Genomic DNA, 15,915 nt, shown 5'->3' on the forward strand with positions numbered 1-15,915 from the left:
CGATGATCTCGCCGGCGTACCATCCGCGGTCCGCTCCGCCGCGTCCACGGCAAGCCTCCAGTGACCGTGGTCAGTACGTACTGGCCGCCGGCGGGACCGGCCCGCGACTGGGCGCCGTATGCGCTGGTCATGCAGTGGTAACTGCTCGTCCGTAGCCGGGCCGGTCGGAGTGGTCGGCGCCGTGCCCCGCCCAGCTGTACAGATGCAGGCTGATCCCGTTGGGGTCGTCGAAGACCAGGAGCCAGCCGACTGTCGCCTCGATCACCGGTGAGTGGGCGACGCCGAGGGTGTCGAGGTGGGTCGCCCAGGCTTGGACATCGGCGAGGTCGTCAACGGCGAAGCTGACCGGGTCGAACCCGACGCATCCCTGTGCGGCGTCGCGGTTGACGCGCAGCGTGAGTTGGGTCTCGCCGAGCCCGGGCACGGTGCCGGCGACACCGAGCACCGTGCCGTCGGCCTCTGGGAACTCCGTGGTCACGGCGAATCCGAAGACCTGCCCGTACCACTGCACGGACCGAGTGAGGTCGGACACCGGGATCTTCACGTGATGGATGCCGGACAGGATCGGGCTGGTCATCGGACCTCCATATTGAGCGCAGTCCAACTGCGGCTAATATGTGTAGGATGCAGCGCATGGCCGGCAACGTCAAGAGGGCATACCGATCCGAGGCGCGCGCCGCGTCGGCTGCGGCCACCCGTGCGCGCATCCGGGACGCCGCCGCACGGCTTTTCGTCGAGCGCGGGTACGTCGCCACCACGATGCGGGAGGTCGCCTCCGCGGCGGGTGTCGGCGAACGAACGCTCTACGATGCGTTCCCGACCAAGGCGGCGCTGTTCACCCATACGCTGAGCGTGGCCACGGTGGGCGACGAGGAACCGGTCCGGGTCTTCGACCGTCCCGAAATGACCGCCGCTCGCCACCAGATCAACCCGCGAGCCACGATCGCGCAACTGATCACCTACAGCACCGACCTACTCGAACGCGCCGGCGACCTGATCATGGTCAGCGTCGAAGCGGCCGGCGCGGACCCCGACATGCGCGCCGCCGCCGACGCCGGGGCCGACGCCACCCACCGGGTGCATCTCGCCCTCACGACGGCGCTGCACCAGCGTGGCGCACTCCGCGACGGCCTCGATCCCACCACCGCGGCCGACACCCTCTACGCGCTCGCCTCACCCCACATGCACCAGCTACTGCGCCGGCACCGCGGCTGGCCGGTCGAGCGATACGCCGCCTGGATCGAAAACGCCGCCACCCGCGAACTGCTCGGCTGAACCAGCGGCAAGCCACCGGCGAGGACCGTCCAGGCCGGGACTGGATGAGCACCCGGCCCTCTCCGCTCAACGCGCCTCTCGAAGCCGGTCGTGGATCTCTTCGGGCCGTAACTGTTGATCTGGGTCGACGCGAAGCAGACACAGGCTTATCTGAATTGACGATTTTCGGCTAAGAGGCTGCTACGGAATATCGCCAATAATTCGATCCACATCAGCGATTGCCCGCCTCTCACCCACAGTCCATTCGCTTGCGCGTGGGTCAAGCTATATGTACGTTCACCGCACGAAGTACATGCCGCTCTGACTCGAGGAAGTTCACCGACCGTCCGAGCCGACGTGCCTCACGGCCTGCCGAGGTTCTGAAGGAGAGACGTTGAACGACACGGTCGAAGCGCAGGCAGTCGCGCCGGGACGCGGTCTACCGCGCGGGAGAATGCTCCCTGTCGTGCTCGCCGCCTCGCTGGTCGTCTGCCTGGTGGTCATGGGGGCGGTGGTGTGGCGCGAGCACGAGAGGGCATCGGCGCAGGAGCGTGTCGCGGTGGCCCGCAGGCTCGCGCTGCATGCGGCGGAACTCCGCGATGACGACCCGGTCAAAGCACGGGATCTCGGATTGGCCGCGGTCAAAATCCACGCGGATGAGCAGACCCGGGCAGGGTTGATAGACACTCTCGTCATGTGGCGTCGTACGGACGTCTACTCGCTCGCCCCCAGAGGCGTTGATGGGGTGGCTCTCAGCGGCGACGGGCGGATCGCTCTCACCGGGGACACCGATGGGGTGGGCGTGCGGGACCTCAGGACCTGGCTTGATCCCGAGGTCGCATTCACCGACAAAGCCGATCGGCTCGCCGTCCTGAAGGGAAACAAGAAAGGCGTCAGCGCACTGGTGTTGTCATTCGACGGCCGCACCGCGTTGATCGGCGGCGACGATGGCACCACGATCGTGTGGGATCTGACGGACCCGGCGCATCCGGCCCGGCTCGCCATTTTGCCGGGCGATCCGAAAGACGATTTCGCGAACAGCGTGCGGGCCGTGGCATTGACCCGTGACGCGCGCATCGCCGTGACGGCCGATTTCAACGGCAATATCATCGTGTGGGACTTGGCCAACCCGTCTCGTCCGGTGCGCCTGTCGATCACCAAAGCCCACCGTTCTTACGTACGGGACGTGATGCTGAGCGCGGATGGCCGGACCGCCGTCACCGGCGGCGAGGACAAAACGGTGATCGTATGGGACCTGGCCGACCCTGTGCGGCCGGTCAAACGGGCTGATCTAGACCTTCCTGCCGGCTTCGCCGAGGCGACGGCCATGAGCGCGGACGGGCGTACGATCGTCGTCGCGAATCCGGACCGGGCTGATGTCTGGAGACTCGACGACCGGACGCATCCGACTCACACCGCCATGCTGGCCCTGCCCCCAAGGGACATGTACGACGTGGCCTTGACTCCGGACGGCAAGACCGCCCTCATGGCTGGTGGCAGTGGCACGGGCTTTCTGTGGGACCTTTCCGATCCGGCCCGCCCTACCCGGCTGGCCAACTTGAAGGGATACACGCAGGAGATCAACAGCGTGGCGCTGGGCGCTGATGGCCGAGTCGCCCTGATGACCAGCCCCGACAGGGGGCTGTCTGTGTGGAACCTCGCCGATCTGCGGAAGATCGTCGCGGATCCAGTGGAAACCCTGTGCGGGAGCATGCCTGGCCGGGAGACCATCAGTGAGGCGGACTGGACTCGGTTCGCGGGCGACGCGGACTGGTCCGACTACGGCGAGGACCCCATCACGGGCAACCTTTCCGTCTGTTTCATCCGCTGAGCAGGCCCGAGAGGCTGACCTGCGCATTCTTCTTCGCAGGTCCTCGTTGGTCAGCCTGCCCTGCTCGGGAACGCGGTTTCGTACGGTGAGCCGGAGTTTTGCTGCGCGATCGGGGCGACGGATTAATCAGCTCATAACATGTGTGCATGCTGATCGAGGAACGGACCGTTGCCGATGCCGACCTGGCCGGGTTGCTCGATGCCGCGTTCGCCGAGCTGGTGCGCCGTTACGGAGCCGAGGGTCGGTCTGTCGTCAAGGCGGGAGCTCGCTATCTCGTCGCCTATGTCGGGACCTGTGCTGCCGGGTGTGGCGCCATCCAGCCGGCGAGTGCGGACACCGGTGAGCTCAAACGCATGTACGTCACGCCCGAATTCCGTGGGCGGGGACTCGCCCGGATGCTCTTGGCGGCACTGGAGGACCTGGCCCGGGACATGGGATATCAGACCGTGCGCTTGGCGACGGGCGTCAAGCAGCCCGAGGCGATCTCTCTGTACGAAGACAGCGGATACGTGCGTGTCGAGCCCTACGGGATGTACACGCATCAGCCGTTGACCCGCTGCTATGAGAAAGCCGTGCGGGCGCCTGGTGCCGGCGACCCTGCATCGAACGTTGACCAGATTTCGCGCTGACGCCGGCTCGTTCGGCGGCGGCACCGTGGGTGGTGGCTCGTCGAAGGGAAGGCAGCGAGAGATGGGGACGTGCCCAGCAAGAGGTTCGGCAGAGCGTGAGGCGCCGGTGATTCGGTCGGCCGGCGCGGTGCGACGGAGCACGGTTGCCTCGGAGGTGTCGCAATGATCGAGCAGCAGGTGTTGGATCTTCAAGAGGTTGACGAGATGCAGGTCGCGGTCGTTGGCGGCAAGGGCGCGCATCTGGGGGAGTTGTCGCGGATCGAAGGCATCCGGGTGCCGGCCGGCTTTTGCGTGACGACGGACGCCTTCCGGCGGATCATGGCGCAAGCGCCGTCGATCGACGATCGGCTCGATCAGCTGTCGCGCCTGAACCCGGATGACCGGGAGATGATCCGCACGCTCAGCGCGGAGATCCGCCGGACCATCGAAGGGATCGCCATCCCTGACGATCTCGCGGCGGCGATCACCCGCGCGCTCGCGAAGTTCGGCGAGCACGCCGCCTACGCCGTGCGATCCAGCGCGACGGCAGAGGACCTGCCGACGGCATCCTTCGCCGGCCAGCAGGACACCTACCTGAACGTCGTGGGTCCGGCGGCGATCCTCCAGCACGTCGGCCGGTGCTGGGCGTCGCTGTTCACCGAGCGGGCCGTGACCTACCGCCTGCGCAACGGCTTCGACCACCGGAAGGTCCGCATGGCCGTGGTCGTGCAGCGGATGGTCTTCCCGGATGCGGCCGGCATCGTGTTCACGGCCGACCCCGTCACGGGCAACCGGAAGGTCGCCACCGTGGACGCCGGCTTCGGCCTCGGCGAGGCCCTGGTCTCCGGCCTGGTGAACCCGGACGTCTACAAGGTACGAGACGGCGAAATCGTCACCAAGGCGGTTGCCGCCAAGAAGCGTGCCATCCACGCTTCGCCGGCCGGCGGGACGCAGGTACTGGCGATCGACCCGCGGCGGCAGGAGCTGCCGGCGCTGACGGATGCGCAGGTCGTGCGGCTCGTGCAGCTCGGCCGGCGGATCGAGGCGCACTTCGGCCGCCCGCAGGACATCGAATGGTGCCTGGTGGATGATGACTTCCAGATCGTTCAGAGCCGGCCGATCACCACGCTGTTCCCCATCCCCATCCCCGCGACCGGCGACCGGGAGAATCACGTCTACCTCTCGGTCGGTCATCAGCAGATGATGACCGACCCCATGAAGCCGCTGGGCGTTTCTGTGTGGCAGCTGACGGCCATGGCGCCGATGCACGAGGCCGGCGGGCGGCTGTTCGTCGACGCCACCCGGCGCCTGGCCTCGCCCGCGAGCCGCGCCGGCCTCCTGGAGATGGCGGGGAGGTCCGATCCGCTGATCAGGGACGCGCTGGAGACGGTCCTCGACCGCGGCGACTTCGTCCCGTCGCTCCCGGACGGGGGTCCCGGCGGGCCGCCGGTCGGCGGCGCGTCCGCCCCGATCGAGACCGATCCGGCCATTGTCACCGAGCTGATCGGACGCAGCCAGGCGTCCATCGCCGCCCTGCGGCGCGACATCCGGCCGCAGACCGGACCGGCGGTGTTCGACTTCCTGCTGGAGGCCTTCAAGGAGCACAAGCGGGTCCTCAGTGATCCGCTGAGCATGCAGGCGATCATGGCGGGGATGGAGGCCACCTGGTGGCTCAACGACAAGCTGCGGGAGTGGCTGGGCGAGAAGAACGCGGCCGACACACTCACGCTGTCCGCCCCCGACAACGTCACGTCGGAGATGGGGCTGGCGCTGCTCGATGTCGCGGACGTGATCCGTCCGTATCCGCAGGTGGTGGCGTTTCTGCAGGGCGTCGAGGGCGAGGGCTTCCTGGACGAACTGCCGAAGCTCGCGGGCGGGACCGAAGCGCGCGACGCCATCGAGGCCTACCTCGACCTGTACGGCATGCGCTGCGTCGGCGAGATCGACATCACGAGGCCGCGCTGGAGCGAACGCCCCACCACGCTCGTGCCCGTGATCCTCGACAACATCAAGCTCTTCGAGCCGGGTGCCGCCGAGCGGCGCTTCGAGCAAGGGCGGCAGGAGGCGCAGCGGAAGGAACAGGACGTGCTGTCACGCTTGCGGGCACTGCCGGACGGGGAGCAGAAGGCCGGCGAGACCAAGCGGATGATCGACCGGGTCCGGACCTTCATCGGGTACCGGGAGTACCCGAAGTACGGCATCATCAGCCGCTACTTCGTCTACAAGCAGGCCCTGCTGGAGGAGGCCGAGCGCCTCGTGCGGGCCGGCGTGCTTCCTGAGAAGGAGGATATTTTCTACCTTACGTTCCAGGAGCTCCACGACGTCGTGCGCACCAACCAGGTGGATGACCGGCTCATCCAGCAGCGCAAGGACGCGTTCCGGTCGTACCAGGCGCTCACGCCGCCCCGGGTGCTCACGTCGGATGGCGAGGCCATCACCGGGGTGTACAGGCGCGACGACGTGCCTGCTGGCGCCCTGATCGGCTTGCCGGTCTCCGCCGGGACCATCGAGGGGAGGGCCCGCGTCATCCTCGACATGGCGGAGGCAGATCTTGAGGCGGGCGACATCCTGGTCACGGCCTACACGGATCCCAGCTGGTCGCCCCTGTTCGTCGCGATCACTGGCCTGGTGACGGAGGTGGGCGGCCTGATGACCCACGGCGCGGTGATCGCCCGGGAATACGGCTTGCCGGCCGTGGTGGGCGTGGAGCAGGCCACCCGGCTGATCCGGGACGGGCAGCGGATCCGCGTGCACGGAACCGACGGGTACGTCGAGATCCTGCCTTGACCGGCCACACCGAGAAGGCCCATCCCAAACGCCCAGCACCTTGGCCGCCGCCTTTTGCCGCGAGATCGGCGTGACGCCTGCGGCCTTCTTCGGACGCCCCGGCCTACTCATCGAGTGAGGCGGCATCAGCGGTGAACCGGGTACGCCGTAGTACAGGTGGCACGATCATCGGGAGACCACGATGCTGACCAACGCGACACCGACAGGCGGCCCGGCGGCATGGGCCAGATCCACCCTGCGCGAACAGGACTGGCTGCGCCACATCGACCAACCGCTCACCGGAGCGCAACCGGAGTTCCACATCCCGGCGCTGACGCTCCTGGCCGAGAAGGCCAAAGCCGCCCTCGAAGAAGGCCCCGGTCTGGTGGTGATCCGGGGGTGGCCGGTCGGGGGCTGGTCTGAGGAGCAGATCGACCTGCTGTGCTACACGTTCGGCTCGCTCATCGGTACGCCACGCGCCCAGAAGACCGGCCTGGTGACCACCGGCGCGAACCAGCCGCGCAGAGGCATGGACGACCAGGGGCTCGCCTTCCACACCGACCGGGGCGGCCCGCCCGGCCCGCCGCATCTGGTCGGCCTGCTCTGCCTCCGCGCGGCCGTTCGCGGTGGAGAATCGCTGCTGGTGAGTGGCCACGCGGTACACGACCGGCTTCTTGACGAGCGCCCCGACCTGCTGCCGGAGCTCTACGAGGACTTCCACTTCGGCGCGGGCACGGTCTCCGACTTCGACCGCGTCTATCCGGTCTTCAGGCGGAACGCGGGCCGGGTCCGCGTGCAGTACAACCGTTACTGGATCGAACGCGGTCAGGAAGCCGCCGGGAAACCGCTGATGCCAAGCGCCGTGGCCGCCCTGGATGCTTTCGACGAGGTCCTCGCCGATCAGGACATGGTGCTGCGCTTCTCGTTACGGCCGGGCGATCTCCTGCTCGTCAACAATGACGTGGTCCTGCACGGCCGTACCGCGTTCACCGAAGACCCGCGCGCCCGCCGCCGCCTCGCCCGGATCTGGCTGGATTGATGGGCCCGCCCGCGCAGTACGCCGGCCAGGAGGACGTCGCGACGCGGGTCATGAGCCGGCCTTGTCATAGATCCCTACCGTCCAGGTGCTGCCCTGCTGAGGGCCGAGCTCGGCCGCCACCCGTTCCGGCATCTTGGGGACCACCTCGCGATCCCACGATCGATCGCACCTTCCCTCCCGCCGGTCGGCGAGGGTGCAACCGGGCGAGCCGGAGATCGGCGTGTCGGCGGGGAAGACCCAGATCTCCAGGGTCTGCGGTGCCCGCAGCCAGTCCGGTGTCACGGACGTCTCGTGCTGCTGGATGTCGAGGCCGCTCCCCCGTACGCCGCATCGGCCGAAATTGCTCCATGTGGCCTGTGCGTCCCGCACCAGCAGCCACACCTTCGGATCGGCGCACTTGATCGCGAAACCGGTGTAGACGCTGGTCGGCCGGTACGTGACCCGCACCCTCTCCCCCACAGCCTGGTAGGTCTGGCCGAAGAGCAACGACAGCGGCCCCTGCGGGCTCGTCACGGTCTGCGGGAGTCCGGCCGCCGTCAGGACGTGTGCCGTGGAGCCCGCGGTCGGATCGCCGAGCCGCGGCACCACGACGCCGGCCAGCGTCACGACCGCGGCGGCGGCCCCCGCCAGCGCCGCTCCCGCCGTCACCCGCCTGCGCAGCCGCGTCCTGGTTCCCTGCCGCCTGATCTCGCTCACCAGGGGCGCCCGCCCGTCCTCGCGGGCGCTGTGCTCGGCGAACACCACCCGCAGGTCGTCCTCGGTGTACTGGGTCATCGGAGCGCCTCCATCTTCAGGTCGTGCAGTGCGGGATCCACGCGCAGCCGTGCCAGCGCCCTGCTGAGCTGCTTCTTCACGCTGCCGACCGAGCAGCCGAGCGCGTCGGCCACCAGCTGCGGAGTCAGGTCGTCGAAGTAGCGCAGGACGAGGGCCGCGCGTTGCCGGGGCGGCAGGTCACCGACCGCCACCCAGAGGGCCGAGCGTTCCGCGACACTCGTCTCGAAGTCCGGCTCGATCGAGCCCTCGGGCAGCACTTCGGTCGGCACCTCGTTCCGCCAGTGCCGCCGCCACCACGAGGCGTGCGTGTTGACGAGGATGCGGTACACGTACCGGTCGGGGTCGGCCTCGATCCTGCGCCACACTGCCCACGCCTTGACCAGGGCGGTCTGCACCAGGTCCTCGGCTGTCGCCCAGTCCCTGGTCAGCAGGTACGCCGTACGGCACAACCGCTCATGTCGTTGCGCGACATACTCGGCGAACCCATCCGCCATCGTGTCCTCCAGCTCGATACCGCCTCACGGTGTACTACCGGCTGGAGGGGCGCTCCGGGTGACAAGAGCCGCCAACCGCCTGAAGGGCTTGCTCCCTGGCACCTGGGCGATCAAGCGGTGACCGCGTTGGGCAGGAGCAGTGCCCCGAGCGCCAGCCCGAGCAGCCCGGCGATGACCGGCGCGCCGGTCCACAGCTCGGGCACGGTGGGCACGCCGCCCCCGGTGACCGAGGCGACCCCGATGTACAGCGACCAGGTGGCGAAGGCCGACAGCCCGGCGAAGGCCCAGTAGGCGGCGCGCCGCTCACCCGACGGTCGCAGCCGGCGGATCAGCAGGTCGCTCACGAACCCGGCGACCACGAACGACAGCAGGATCGGCACGTTGCGGAATCCCGTCTGGGCACCCGGCATGAGCACCATGATCGTGTACATGACGGTCACCGAGCCGAACGGCAACAGCCAGCGGCGCACCAGGAACAGCACGGGGCTGAGCATGATGACGTTGGTGACGACCATCGCGGCGGCCACCCGGTCGGCGCCCGGGCCCACCGGTCCGGGGCCGGCGCCCCGCTGTCCGGCGCCCGAGTCCCGCAGCATGGAGAACGCCTGGACGATGCCCGCTGGGCGGTACTGCAGGGCGTCGCCGTACGACAGGAACAGCGACACCAGCGTGGTGGCGAACGCGAGCCCGATCAGCGCGGGCAGCAGGCGGCCGAGCGACGGCCGGGCGCCGACGTCGGGGGCGTTCCACGCCGAGCGCAGCGGCGTCGTGATGATGAGCATCATCGTCACGACGAGGCCGAGGTGTGACGGACTGAAAAGATGTTGATGGTCGTCTCGATGCCGAGGATGGTGTGCCACATCATGTCGGCGAACCCGAAGGCGGCGAACGCGGGAATCGCTATCAGCCCGGCGAGATAACCGGTGGGGACGGCCGCCAGCCCCTGCCGTCCGGCGCGCACGTTGCGCCACACCTGCCAGATGATCCAGCCGGAGACCACGGCGAAGCCGGAATAGAACACCGCGTGCCATGGCGTGAAGAACGTCTCCAGCTTCGCCAGGTTGGCCCCTAACGGCTAGCCAATAGATAGCGGTTAGCCATAAACGTGTCAAACGCCGCACGGACGGGCCCCGACGCGTGGGAAGGCAGCTCTTACCGGCGGGATAGCTCGAAAGTGAGTTCGACCATGGAAGCCTCTCTCTACCGGGCGCACGGGGGCCCGCAACGCGAGGAGACATGCCATGCCCGTCCCAACGTCCTTACGCGCGGTCGCACTCACCCTGGTGACCGCCACCGCGCTCGTCCTGCCCGCCTTACCCGCGCACCCGGCGGCGACGACGCAGCCCAACGTGGTGGTCAGGTGGAACACGGCGCTGCTGGCGGCGGTGCGTGCCGGCACGCTGGGCCCGCCGCTGGTGGCCAGGGCGCTGGCCACCGTGCACACCTGCGCCTATGACGCGTGGGCCGCCTACGACCCGGTCGCCGTCGGCACCCGGCTGGGCGGGTCGCTGCGGCGGCCCGCGGCCGAGCGGACCGCGGCGAACCGGGCGCAGGCGATCAGCTACGCGGCCCATCAAGCGGCGGTCGATCTCTATCCGGCGCAGCGGGCCGGGTTCGACGCGCTGATGACCGAGCTGGGCTACGACCCGGCCGACCAGTCCAGCCAGCCGGCCCGCACCGGTCTGGCCGCCTGCACGGCGGTGCTCGAATACCGGCACGCCGACGGCGCCAACCAGCTCGGCGGCTACGCCGACACCACCGGCTACGCGCCGGTCAACGCCCCGATGGTGGTCGCCGACCCGCTGACCACGGTCAACGATCCGAGCCGGTGGCAGCCGCTCACGTACCGCAACAAGGCGGGTGTGGTGGTCACGCCGCCGTTCCTGGCGCCGCACTGGGGTGGGGTCGCCTCCTTCAGCGGTCGCGCGCGCGACCTGGCCGGCGGTGTGCCCGCGCCCGCGACGTACGGCACGGCCGCCTACCGTGCGCAGGCGGCCGAGATCGTGGCGGGCACCGCCGCGCTGACCGACCGCCAGAAGGCGATCGCCGAATACTGGGCCGACGGCCCGAACAGCGAGACGCCGCCGGGACACTGGTGCCTGTTCGCCCAGCAGGTCTCCTCGCGTGACGGGCACAGCCTCGACCAGGACGTGAAGATGTTCTTCGCGCTGGCCAACTCGGTCCAGGACGCCGGGATCGCCTCGTGGGAGGTCAAGCGGCACTACGACTCGGTACGCCCGATCACCGCGGTCCGCTTCCTGTACCAGGGGCAGCAGATCGCGACCTGGGGCGGCCGGGTGATCGACGGCGCGACGTGGGTGCCCTACCAGGTGCCGACGTTCCCGACGCCGCCGTTCGCCGAGTACGTCTCCGGCCACAGCACGTTCAGCGCGGCCGCGGCCGAGGTGTTGCGGCGCTTCACCGGCGGCGACGCGTTCGGCGGCTCGACGGTGATCGCGACAGGCTCGTCGCAGGTGGAGCCGGGGGTTAGCCCCACGTACGACGTGACGCTGCGCTGGCGTACCTTCAGCGACGCCGCCGACGAGGCCGGGATGTCGCGCAGGTACGGCGGCATCCACTTCCGCGCCGGCGACCTGCGGGGCCGCGCCCTCGGCCGGGCGGTCGGCGACGCGGCGTGGCAGCGCGCGGCGGCCTACTGGTCGGGACGCGGCTCAAGCAGCGCGGTCAGCCCTTGGCCACCAAGGTGAGCACGTCGTACTTGGCGACCACGGCGCCGTCCTGGTTGGTGACCTCGGTGTCCCAGCGCACCTCGCCGTAGTCGGCGTCCTCGCGGGGGGTGATCTGCTTGGCGGTGAGGGTCACGGTCAGGGCGTCGCCGGGGAAGGTCGGGGTGAGGAAGCGCAGGTTCTCCAGCCCGTAGTTGGCCAGCACCGGGCCGGGGTCGGGCGAGACGAACAGCCCGGCCGCGAACGACAGCACGAGGTAGCCGTGCGCGACCCGGCCGCCGAAGAAGGGGTTGGCGCGGGCCGCCTCCTCGTCCATGTGGGCGTAGAAGGTGTCGCCGGTGAACTCGGCGAAGTGCTCGATGTCGTCGAGGGTCACGGTGCGCGGGCCCGCCACCACCGTGTCCCCCACCTTCAGCCGTCCCAGGTGCTTGCGGAACGGGTGCTCGCCGTCGGCCCGGGGCGCGCCGGGCACCCAGCGTCCGGTCAGCGCGCTGAGCATGGACGGCCCGGCCTGTACCGCGGTGCGCTGCATGTGGTGGAGCACGCCCCGGACGCCGCCCATCTCCTCGCCCCCGCCGGCCCGGCCGGGGCCGCCGTGAATGAGGGCGGGCAGCGGGGAGCCGTGCCCGGTGGACTCTTTGGCGTCCTCCTCGTTCAGCACCAGCAGCCGCCCGTGCCAGGGGGCGGCGCCGATGATCACCTGCCGGGCGAAGACCGGGTCCGCGGTGACGATCGACCCGACCAGGCTGCCGTGTCCCCGCGCGGCCAGCTCGACGGCCTGCTCGGCCGTACGGTAAGGCAGCAGGGTGCTGACCGGTCCGAACGCCTCCACCTCGTGCGGCTCGCCGCGTTCGGGGTCGTCGGCGCGCAGCAGGATCGGTGACAGGAACGCGCCGCGTTCGGCGTCCGCGTCGATCACGTCCACCCTGTCGGGGCTGCCGTAGACGAGACGACTCGCGTCCAGCAGCGCCTTGAGCGCGCGCCGGACCTCCTCGCGCTGCTCCAGGCCGGCCAGCGCGCCCATGCGTACGTCCGGGTTGGCCGGGTTGCCCACTTTCACCCGCGCCAGCCGCTCCGCGGTCGCCTCGGCGACGTCGTCGATCACCTCGGCGGGGACCAGCGCGCGGCGGATCGCGGTGCACTTCTGCCCGGCTTTGACGGTCATCTCGGTGACGAGCTGCTTGACGAACAGGTCGAACTCGGCCGTGCCCGGACGGGCGTCGGGCCCGAGGATCGAGCAGTTCAGTGAGTCGGCCTCGGCGTTGAAGCGCACCGAGCGGCCGGTCACCGCCGGGTGGTGGCGCAGCCGCAGCGCGGTGGACGCCGACCCGGTGAAGGCCACCAGGTCCTGCTCGGTCAGGTGGTCGAGCAGGTCACCGGCCTCCCCGCAGAGCAGTTGCACGCTCCCCTCGGGCAGGATGCCGGACTCGGCGATCAGCTCCACCAGGCGAGCGGTCAGGTAGGCCGTCTGACTGGCCGGTTTGATCAGGCTGGGCATCCCGGCCACGAACGCGGGCGCGAGCTTCTCCAGCGGCCCCCAGACGGGGAAGTTGAAGGCGTTGATCTGCACCGCCACGCCCGGCAGCGGCGTGCAGATGTGCTGCCCGACGAAGGTGCCGCCCTTGCTCAGCGGCTCGACCGGGCCTTCGACCAGGATGGTGTCGTTGGGCAGCTCGCGCTTGGCCTTGCTCGCGTAGGAGAACAGCACGCCGATGCCGCCGTCCACGTCGAAGCGCGAGTCGGCGAGCGTGGCGCCGGTGCGGGCGGACAGCGCGTACAGCTCCTCACGGTGTTCGCGCAGGTGCAGCGCGAGCGCCTTCAGCAGCGCGGCGCGCTGGTGGAAGGTCAGCTCCCGCAGCGCGGGACCGCCCACACCGCGGCCGTACGCCAGCGCCGCAGCCCGGTCGACGCCGGTCGCGGAGACGCGGGCCACCTCTTCGCCCGTCACGGCGTCCTTCAACGGCACACCCTCGTCCGGCGGGACCTGCCACCGGCCGGACACGTAGCTGCGTAGCGGAGTCACCGCGGGGTCCCTCCTCGATGAATTACCTACCGGACGTTCAGTCAGCAGATTAACCCGGCGGTCCCGAAGATGGAACGACATGGCTTCGCCGCGCCGCCCAAGCCGCGCCGCCTAAGCCGCGCCGCCTTTGACGAGCTGCCTATGACGAGCTGACGTCGACGATCGTCTTCACGATGTCGTGCGGCGGGTCGGCCAGCCCGCGCGCCACGGCTTGCGAGAGCGGGACGGTCTGGGTGGGCAGCAGGTCGACGCGGACGTGCCCGCCGTGCAGCAGGGCGACCGCCGCGCGCAGGTCGGTGTCCCACCGGTGGGAGGCCGACCCCACGATCCGCTTCTCGCCGAGCACCACGTCCAGCGTGGGAAGGGCGGCCGGCTCCGGCGACACGCCGAGCAGGACCGTGGTCCCGCCGCGCCGGCACAGCGACAGCGCGCTCTCCACCGCGGCCGCCGGCCCCGCGCACTCCACCACCGCGTCGGCGCCGCGGCCGTCGGTCAGTTCGCGTACGGCGGCGACGGCGGAGTCAGGCGCCACACCGACCAGGCCGCACGAGCGGGCCAGCGAGCGGCGGCCCGGGTCCGGGTCGACCGCGACGACCGTCGCCGCGCCGCGGCACCTGGCCACCTGGGCGACCAGCAGGCCGACGGCCCCGGCGCCGACCACCGCGACCACCGCCCCGGACACGTCGCCGGCCTTGTCGAGCGCGCGGACCGCGACCGCCGCCGGTTCGGCGAAGACGGCCACGGCGGCGGGCATGCCGTCGGGCAGGGGGACACAGCGAGCGGCCGGCGCCACCAGGTACTCCGCCAGTCCGCCATCGGCCTGCAGCCCGAGTGCCGCGCCACGCTCGCACAGGGGGTAGTCACCGCGAGTGCACCACCAGCACCGGCCGCAGCCGAGCACGACATCCGGCACGACCGGGGTGCCGGGGGCGAGGGCCACGCCGGGACCGGCCTCCGCCACCACGCCGACGACCTCGTGCCCCAGGGTGAGCGGCGCGCTCCGGCCGGTCAGCGGGTGCGGTTCGACCGGCACCACGACCGGCCCGAACCGGTACTCCTCGCTGTCACTGCCGCAGACGCCGCACAGCGTGACCGCGATCAGGACCTCTCCGGGACCCGGCGCGGGCACCTCGGTGTCGACCAGCCGAACGTCGCCGCGGCCGAACCAGCGCAGCGCCCTCATCCGCGGCCGGCCCACGACCGGGCCCCGGACAGCCGGGTGGTGACGTCGGCGCGTTCGGTGAGGCCGGGGACGAGCTCCACCCCCAGTCCCGGTCGTCCGTCCAGGCGCACCGTGCCGTTCTCCACCGGTGGCAGGCCGGTCGCGAGCTCCTGGTACCAGGTGTGCTGGAACGCCCGCACGCTCTCCTGCACCAGCGTGTTGGGCTGGCTCAGGGCGAGGTGGACGCACGCCGCGAAGGAGATCGGCCCGGTGCAGTCGTGCGGCGCGAACGGGATGTCGTACGAGTCGGCGAGCGCGGCGATCTTGCGCGCCTCCGTGAGCCCGCCCGACCAGCCCATGTCGATGATCGCCACCCGGATCGCCGAGCGTTCCAGCAGCCCGCGGAACGAGCGCTGCCCGGTCAGCGTCTCGCCGGTGGCCAGCGGCACGGACGTCGCCGCCTGCAGTGTCGCGTAGGAGCCGTGGCTGTCCGACCGCAACGGGTCCTCCACCCAGAACGGGGCGAACCTCTCCAGCTCCCGCATCAGGCCGGCGGCCGCGTACAGGCTCCAGAGCCCGTGCAGCTCGACCATGACCTCCATCTCCGGCACGGCGTTCTTGATCTCGTCGAGCACCCGCAGGCCGGCGCGCAGGTCCGCCCGGTCCAGCCGGGTGCCGCCGGTGCGCTCGGCCGCCTGGTCGAACGGCCACACCTTCATCGCGCGGAACCCCTCGTCCCACAGGGACTTGGCCAGCTCCGCCGGCCGCTCCAGGAAGCCCTGGAGGTCGTCGTACGACGACGCCGTCGCCAGCCCCCAGTTGGACACGGCCTGGCGCGGCTCGTTCTTGACGTACTCGGGGCCGGCGCAGGTGTTGTAGACCGGAAGGCTGTCCTGGTACGGCCCGCCGAGCAGGGTGGACACCGGCTGCCCCGTGGTCTTGCCCAGCAGGTCCCACACGGCGAGGTCGACCGCGCCGTTGCCGCGGGTCTCCACCCCGCTGCCCTGGAAGCCGACGTGGCCGGTGAGCAGCCGGCGCAGCCGCTCCGGGCCGGGCACCGGCGCGCCGACGAGGAGCGGGGCGACGGTCTCATGCAGGTACGCCTCGACCGCCTCGGCCCCGAAGAACGACTCGCCGAGGCCGGCGTGCCCGTCGTCGGTGTGCAGCCGCACCAGCAGCACGTTGGGCTGAATCGAACAACGGATGGTCTCCAGTCCGCGCACGACCGCTCGGGTACTCATGGTTCCAGGACGTTATCTGGTAAGACCAGTAATCCG

14 protein-coding genes are annotated in these 15,915 nt (G+C 70.3%); 6 read left to right on the forward strand and 8 right to left on the reverse strand.

Features of this window, described 5'->3' with window-relative positions; genetic code table 11:
• Positions 1–127 precede the first annotated feature (127 nt).
• Positions 128–577 carry a VOC family protein gene (locus AB0F17_RS29985; protein ID WP_358029473.1) on the reverse strand — a complete coding sequence of 150 codons (450 nt, stop codon included), beginning with the start codon at positions 575–577 and terminating at the stop codon, positions 128–130.
• A gap of 56 nt (positions 578–633) precedes the next feature.
• Between AB0F17_RS29985 and AB0F17_RS29990 the strand changes: the two genes are divergently transcribed.
• The 5 genes from AB0F17_RS29990 (at position 634) to AB0F17_RS30010 (ending at position 7,498) form a co-directional block, all read left to right on the forward strand.
• Positions 634–1,275 (forward strand): helix-turn-helix domain-containing protein, encoded by a 642-nt coding sequence (locus tag AB0F17_RS29990; protein ID WP_358029475.1) that lies wholly within the window; start codon positions 634–636, stop codon positions 1,273–1,275.
• 373 nt (positions 1,276–1,648) lie between these two features.
• A complete protein-coding gene (locus tag AB0F17_RS29995; RefSeq protein WP_358029477.1) occupies positions 1,649–3,085 on the forward strand; it encodes a hypothetical protein in 1,437 nt (478 codons plus the stop codon).
• Positions 3,086–3,231: 146 nt separating this feature from the next.
• Positions 3,232–3,714: a GNAT family N-acetyltransferase gene (locus AB0F17_RS30000; protein ID WP_358029479.1), complete on the forward strand. Its 483-nt coding sequence runs from the start codon at positions 3,232–3,234 to the stop codon at positions 3,712–3,714.
• Positions 3,715–3,876: 162 nt separating this feature from the next.
• Positions 3,877–6,480 carry a rifamycin-inactivating phosphotransferase gene (gene rph / locus AB0F17_RS30005; RefSeq protein ID WP_358029481.1) on the forward strand — a complete coding sequence of 868 codons (2,604 nt, stop codon included), beginning with the start codon at positions 3,877–3,879 and terminating at the stop codon, positions 6,478–6,480.
• Positions 6,481–6,661: 181 nt separating this feature from the next.
• Positions 6,662–7,498 carry a TauD/TfdA family dioxygenase gene (locus AB0F17_RS30010; RefSeq protein WP_358029484.1) on the forward strand — a complete coding sequence of 279 codons (837 nt, stop codon included), beginning with the start codon at positions 6,662–6,664 and terminating at the stop codon, positions 7,496–7,498.
• A 48-nt stretch (positions 7,499–7,546) separates the two neighbouring features.
• On the opposite strand, the gene AB0F17_RS30015 is transcribed toward AB0F17_RS30010, so the two are convergent.
• From AB0F17_RS30015 to AB0F17_RS30030, 4 genes are all read right to left on the reverse strand, one after another.
• Positions 7,547–8,272 carry a hypothetical protein gene (locus AB0F17_RS30015; protein ID WP_358029486.1) on the reverse strand — a complete coding sequence of 242 codons (726 nt, stop codon included), beginning with the start codon at positions 8,270–8,272 and terminating at the stop codon, positions 7,547–7,549.
• Complete coding sequence (locus AB0F17_RS30020) at positions 8,269–8,766, reverse strand: SigE family RNA polymerase sigma factor (protein ID WP_358029488.1); 498 nt, start codon at positions 8,764–8,766, stop codon at positions 8,269–8,271. The genes AB0F17_RS30015 and AB0F17_RS30020 overlap by 4 nt, the downstream gene beginning before the upstream one ends.
• A gap of 110 nt (positions 8,767–8,876) precedes the next feature.
• Entirely contained in the window at positions 8,877–9,551 is a 675-nt protein-coding gene (locus tag AB0F17_RS30025) for a hypothetical protein (protein WP_358029490.1), read from the reverse strand.
• A gap of 2 nt (positions 9,552–9,553) precedes the next feature.
• Positions 9,554–9,787 carry a hypothetical protein gene (locus AB0F17_RS30030; protein WP_358029493.1) on the reverse strand — a complete coding sequence of 78 codons (234 nt, stop codon included), beginning with the start codon at positions 9,785–9,787 and terminating at the stop codon, positions 9,554–9,556.
• 220 nt (positions 9,788–10,007) lie between these two features.
• Here AB0F17_RS30030 and AB0F17_RS30035 point away from each other — a divergent pair, with 220 nt between their 5' ends.
• Complete coding sequence (locus tag AB0F17_RS30035; protein ID WP_358029496.1) at positions 10,008–11,474, forward strand: vanadium-dependent haloperoxidase; 1,467 nt, start codon at positions 10,008–10,010, stop codon at positions 11,472–11,474.
• Here AB0F17_RS30035 and paaZ read toward each other — a convergent pair.
• From paaZ to AB0F17_RS30050, 3 genes are all read right to left on the reverse strand, one after another.
• The gene (gene paaZ, locus AB0F17_RS30040; protein ID WP_358029498.1) at positions 11,452–13,476 is read right to left on the reverse strand and encodes a phenylacetic acid degradation bifunctional protein PaaZ; all 2,025 of its coding nucleotides are present in this window, start codon (positions 13,474–13,476) and stop codon (positions 11,452–11,454) included. The genes AB0F17_RS30035 and paaZ overlap by 23 nt on opposite strands.
• Before the next feature lie 139 nt (positions 13,477–13,615).
• Positions 13,616–14,659, reverse strand: a complete 1,044-nt coding sequence (locus AB0F17_RS30045; RefSeq protein ID WP_358029500.1) for an alcohol dehydrogenase catalytic domain-containing protein — start codon at positions 14,657–14,659, stop codon at positions 13,616–13,618.
• A complete protein-coding gene (locus AB0F17_RS30050; protein WP_358029503.1) occupies positions 14,656–15,879 on the reverse strand; it encodes a mandelate racemase/muconate lactonizing enzyme family protein in 1,224 nt (407 codons plus the stop codon). Before AB0F17_RS30050 ends, AB0F17_RS30045 begins: the two co-directional genes overlap by 4 nt.
• Between the last annotated feature and the right edge of the window lie 36 nt (positions 15,880–15,915).

This window comes from Nonomuraea sp. NPDC026600 (assembly GCF_040638335.1).
Taxonomy (GTDB): Bacteria; Actinomycetota; Actinomycetes; order Streptosporangiales; family Streptosporangiaceae; genus Nonomuraea.

Excerpts from the sequence above, each read along its gene's own strand:
- AB0F17_RS30020 (WP_358029488.1), bottom strand. The coding sequence starts at position 8,766 with ATGGCGGATGGGTTCGCCGAGTATGTCGCGCAACGACATGAGCGGTTG.
- AB0F17_RS30025 (WP_358029490.1), bottom strand. The coding sequence starts at position 9,551 with ATGATGCTCATCATCACGACGCCGCTGCGCTCGGCGTGGAACGCCCCC.
- AB0F17_RS29990 (WP_358029475.1), top strand. The coding sequence starts at position 634 with ATGGCCGGCAACGTCAAGAGGGCATACCGATCCGAGGCGCGCGCCGCG.
- AB0F17_RS30010 (WP_358029484.1), top strand. The coding sequence starts at position 6,662 with ATGCTGACCAACGCGACACCGACAGGCGGCCCGGCGGCATGGGCCAGA.
- AB0F17_RS30050 (WP_358029503.1), bottom strand. The coding sequence starts at position 15,879 with ATGAGTACCCGAGCGGTCGTGCGCGGACTGGAGACCATCCGTTGTTCG.
- rph (WP_358029481.1), top strand. The coding sequence starts at position 3,877 with ATGATCGAGCAGCAGGTGTTGGATCTTCAAGAGGTTGACGAGATGCAG.
- AB0F17_RS29985 (WP_358029473.1), bottom strand. The coding sequence starts at position 577 with ATGACCAGCCCGATCCTGTCCGGCATCCATCACGTGAAGATCCCGGTG.
- AB0F17_RS30035 (WP_358029496.1), top strand. The coding sequence starts at position 10,008 with ATGCCCGTCCCAACGTCCTTACGCGCGGTCGCACTCACCCTGGTGACC.
- AB0F17_RS30015 (WP_358029486.1), bottom strand. The coding sequence starts at position 8,272 with ATGACCCAGTACACCGAGGACGACCTGCGGGTGGTGTTCGCCGAGCAC.
- AB0F17_RS30045 (WP_358029500.1), bottom strand. The coding sequence starts at position 14,659 with ATGAGGGCGCTGCGCTGGTTCGGCCGCGGCGACGTTCGGCTGGTCGAC.
- AB0F17_RS30000 (WP_358029479.1), top strand. The coding sequence starts at position 3,232 with ATGCTGATCGAGGAACGGACCGTTGCCGATGCCGACCTGGCCGGGTTG.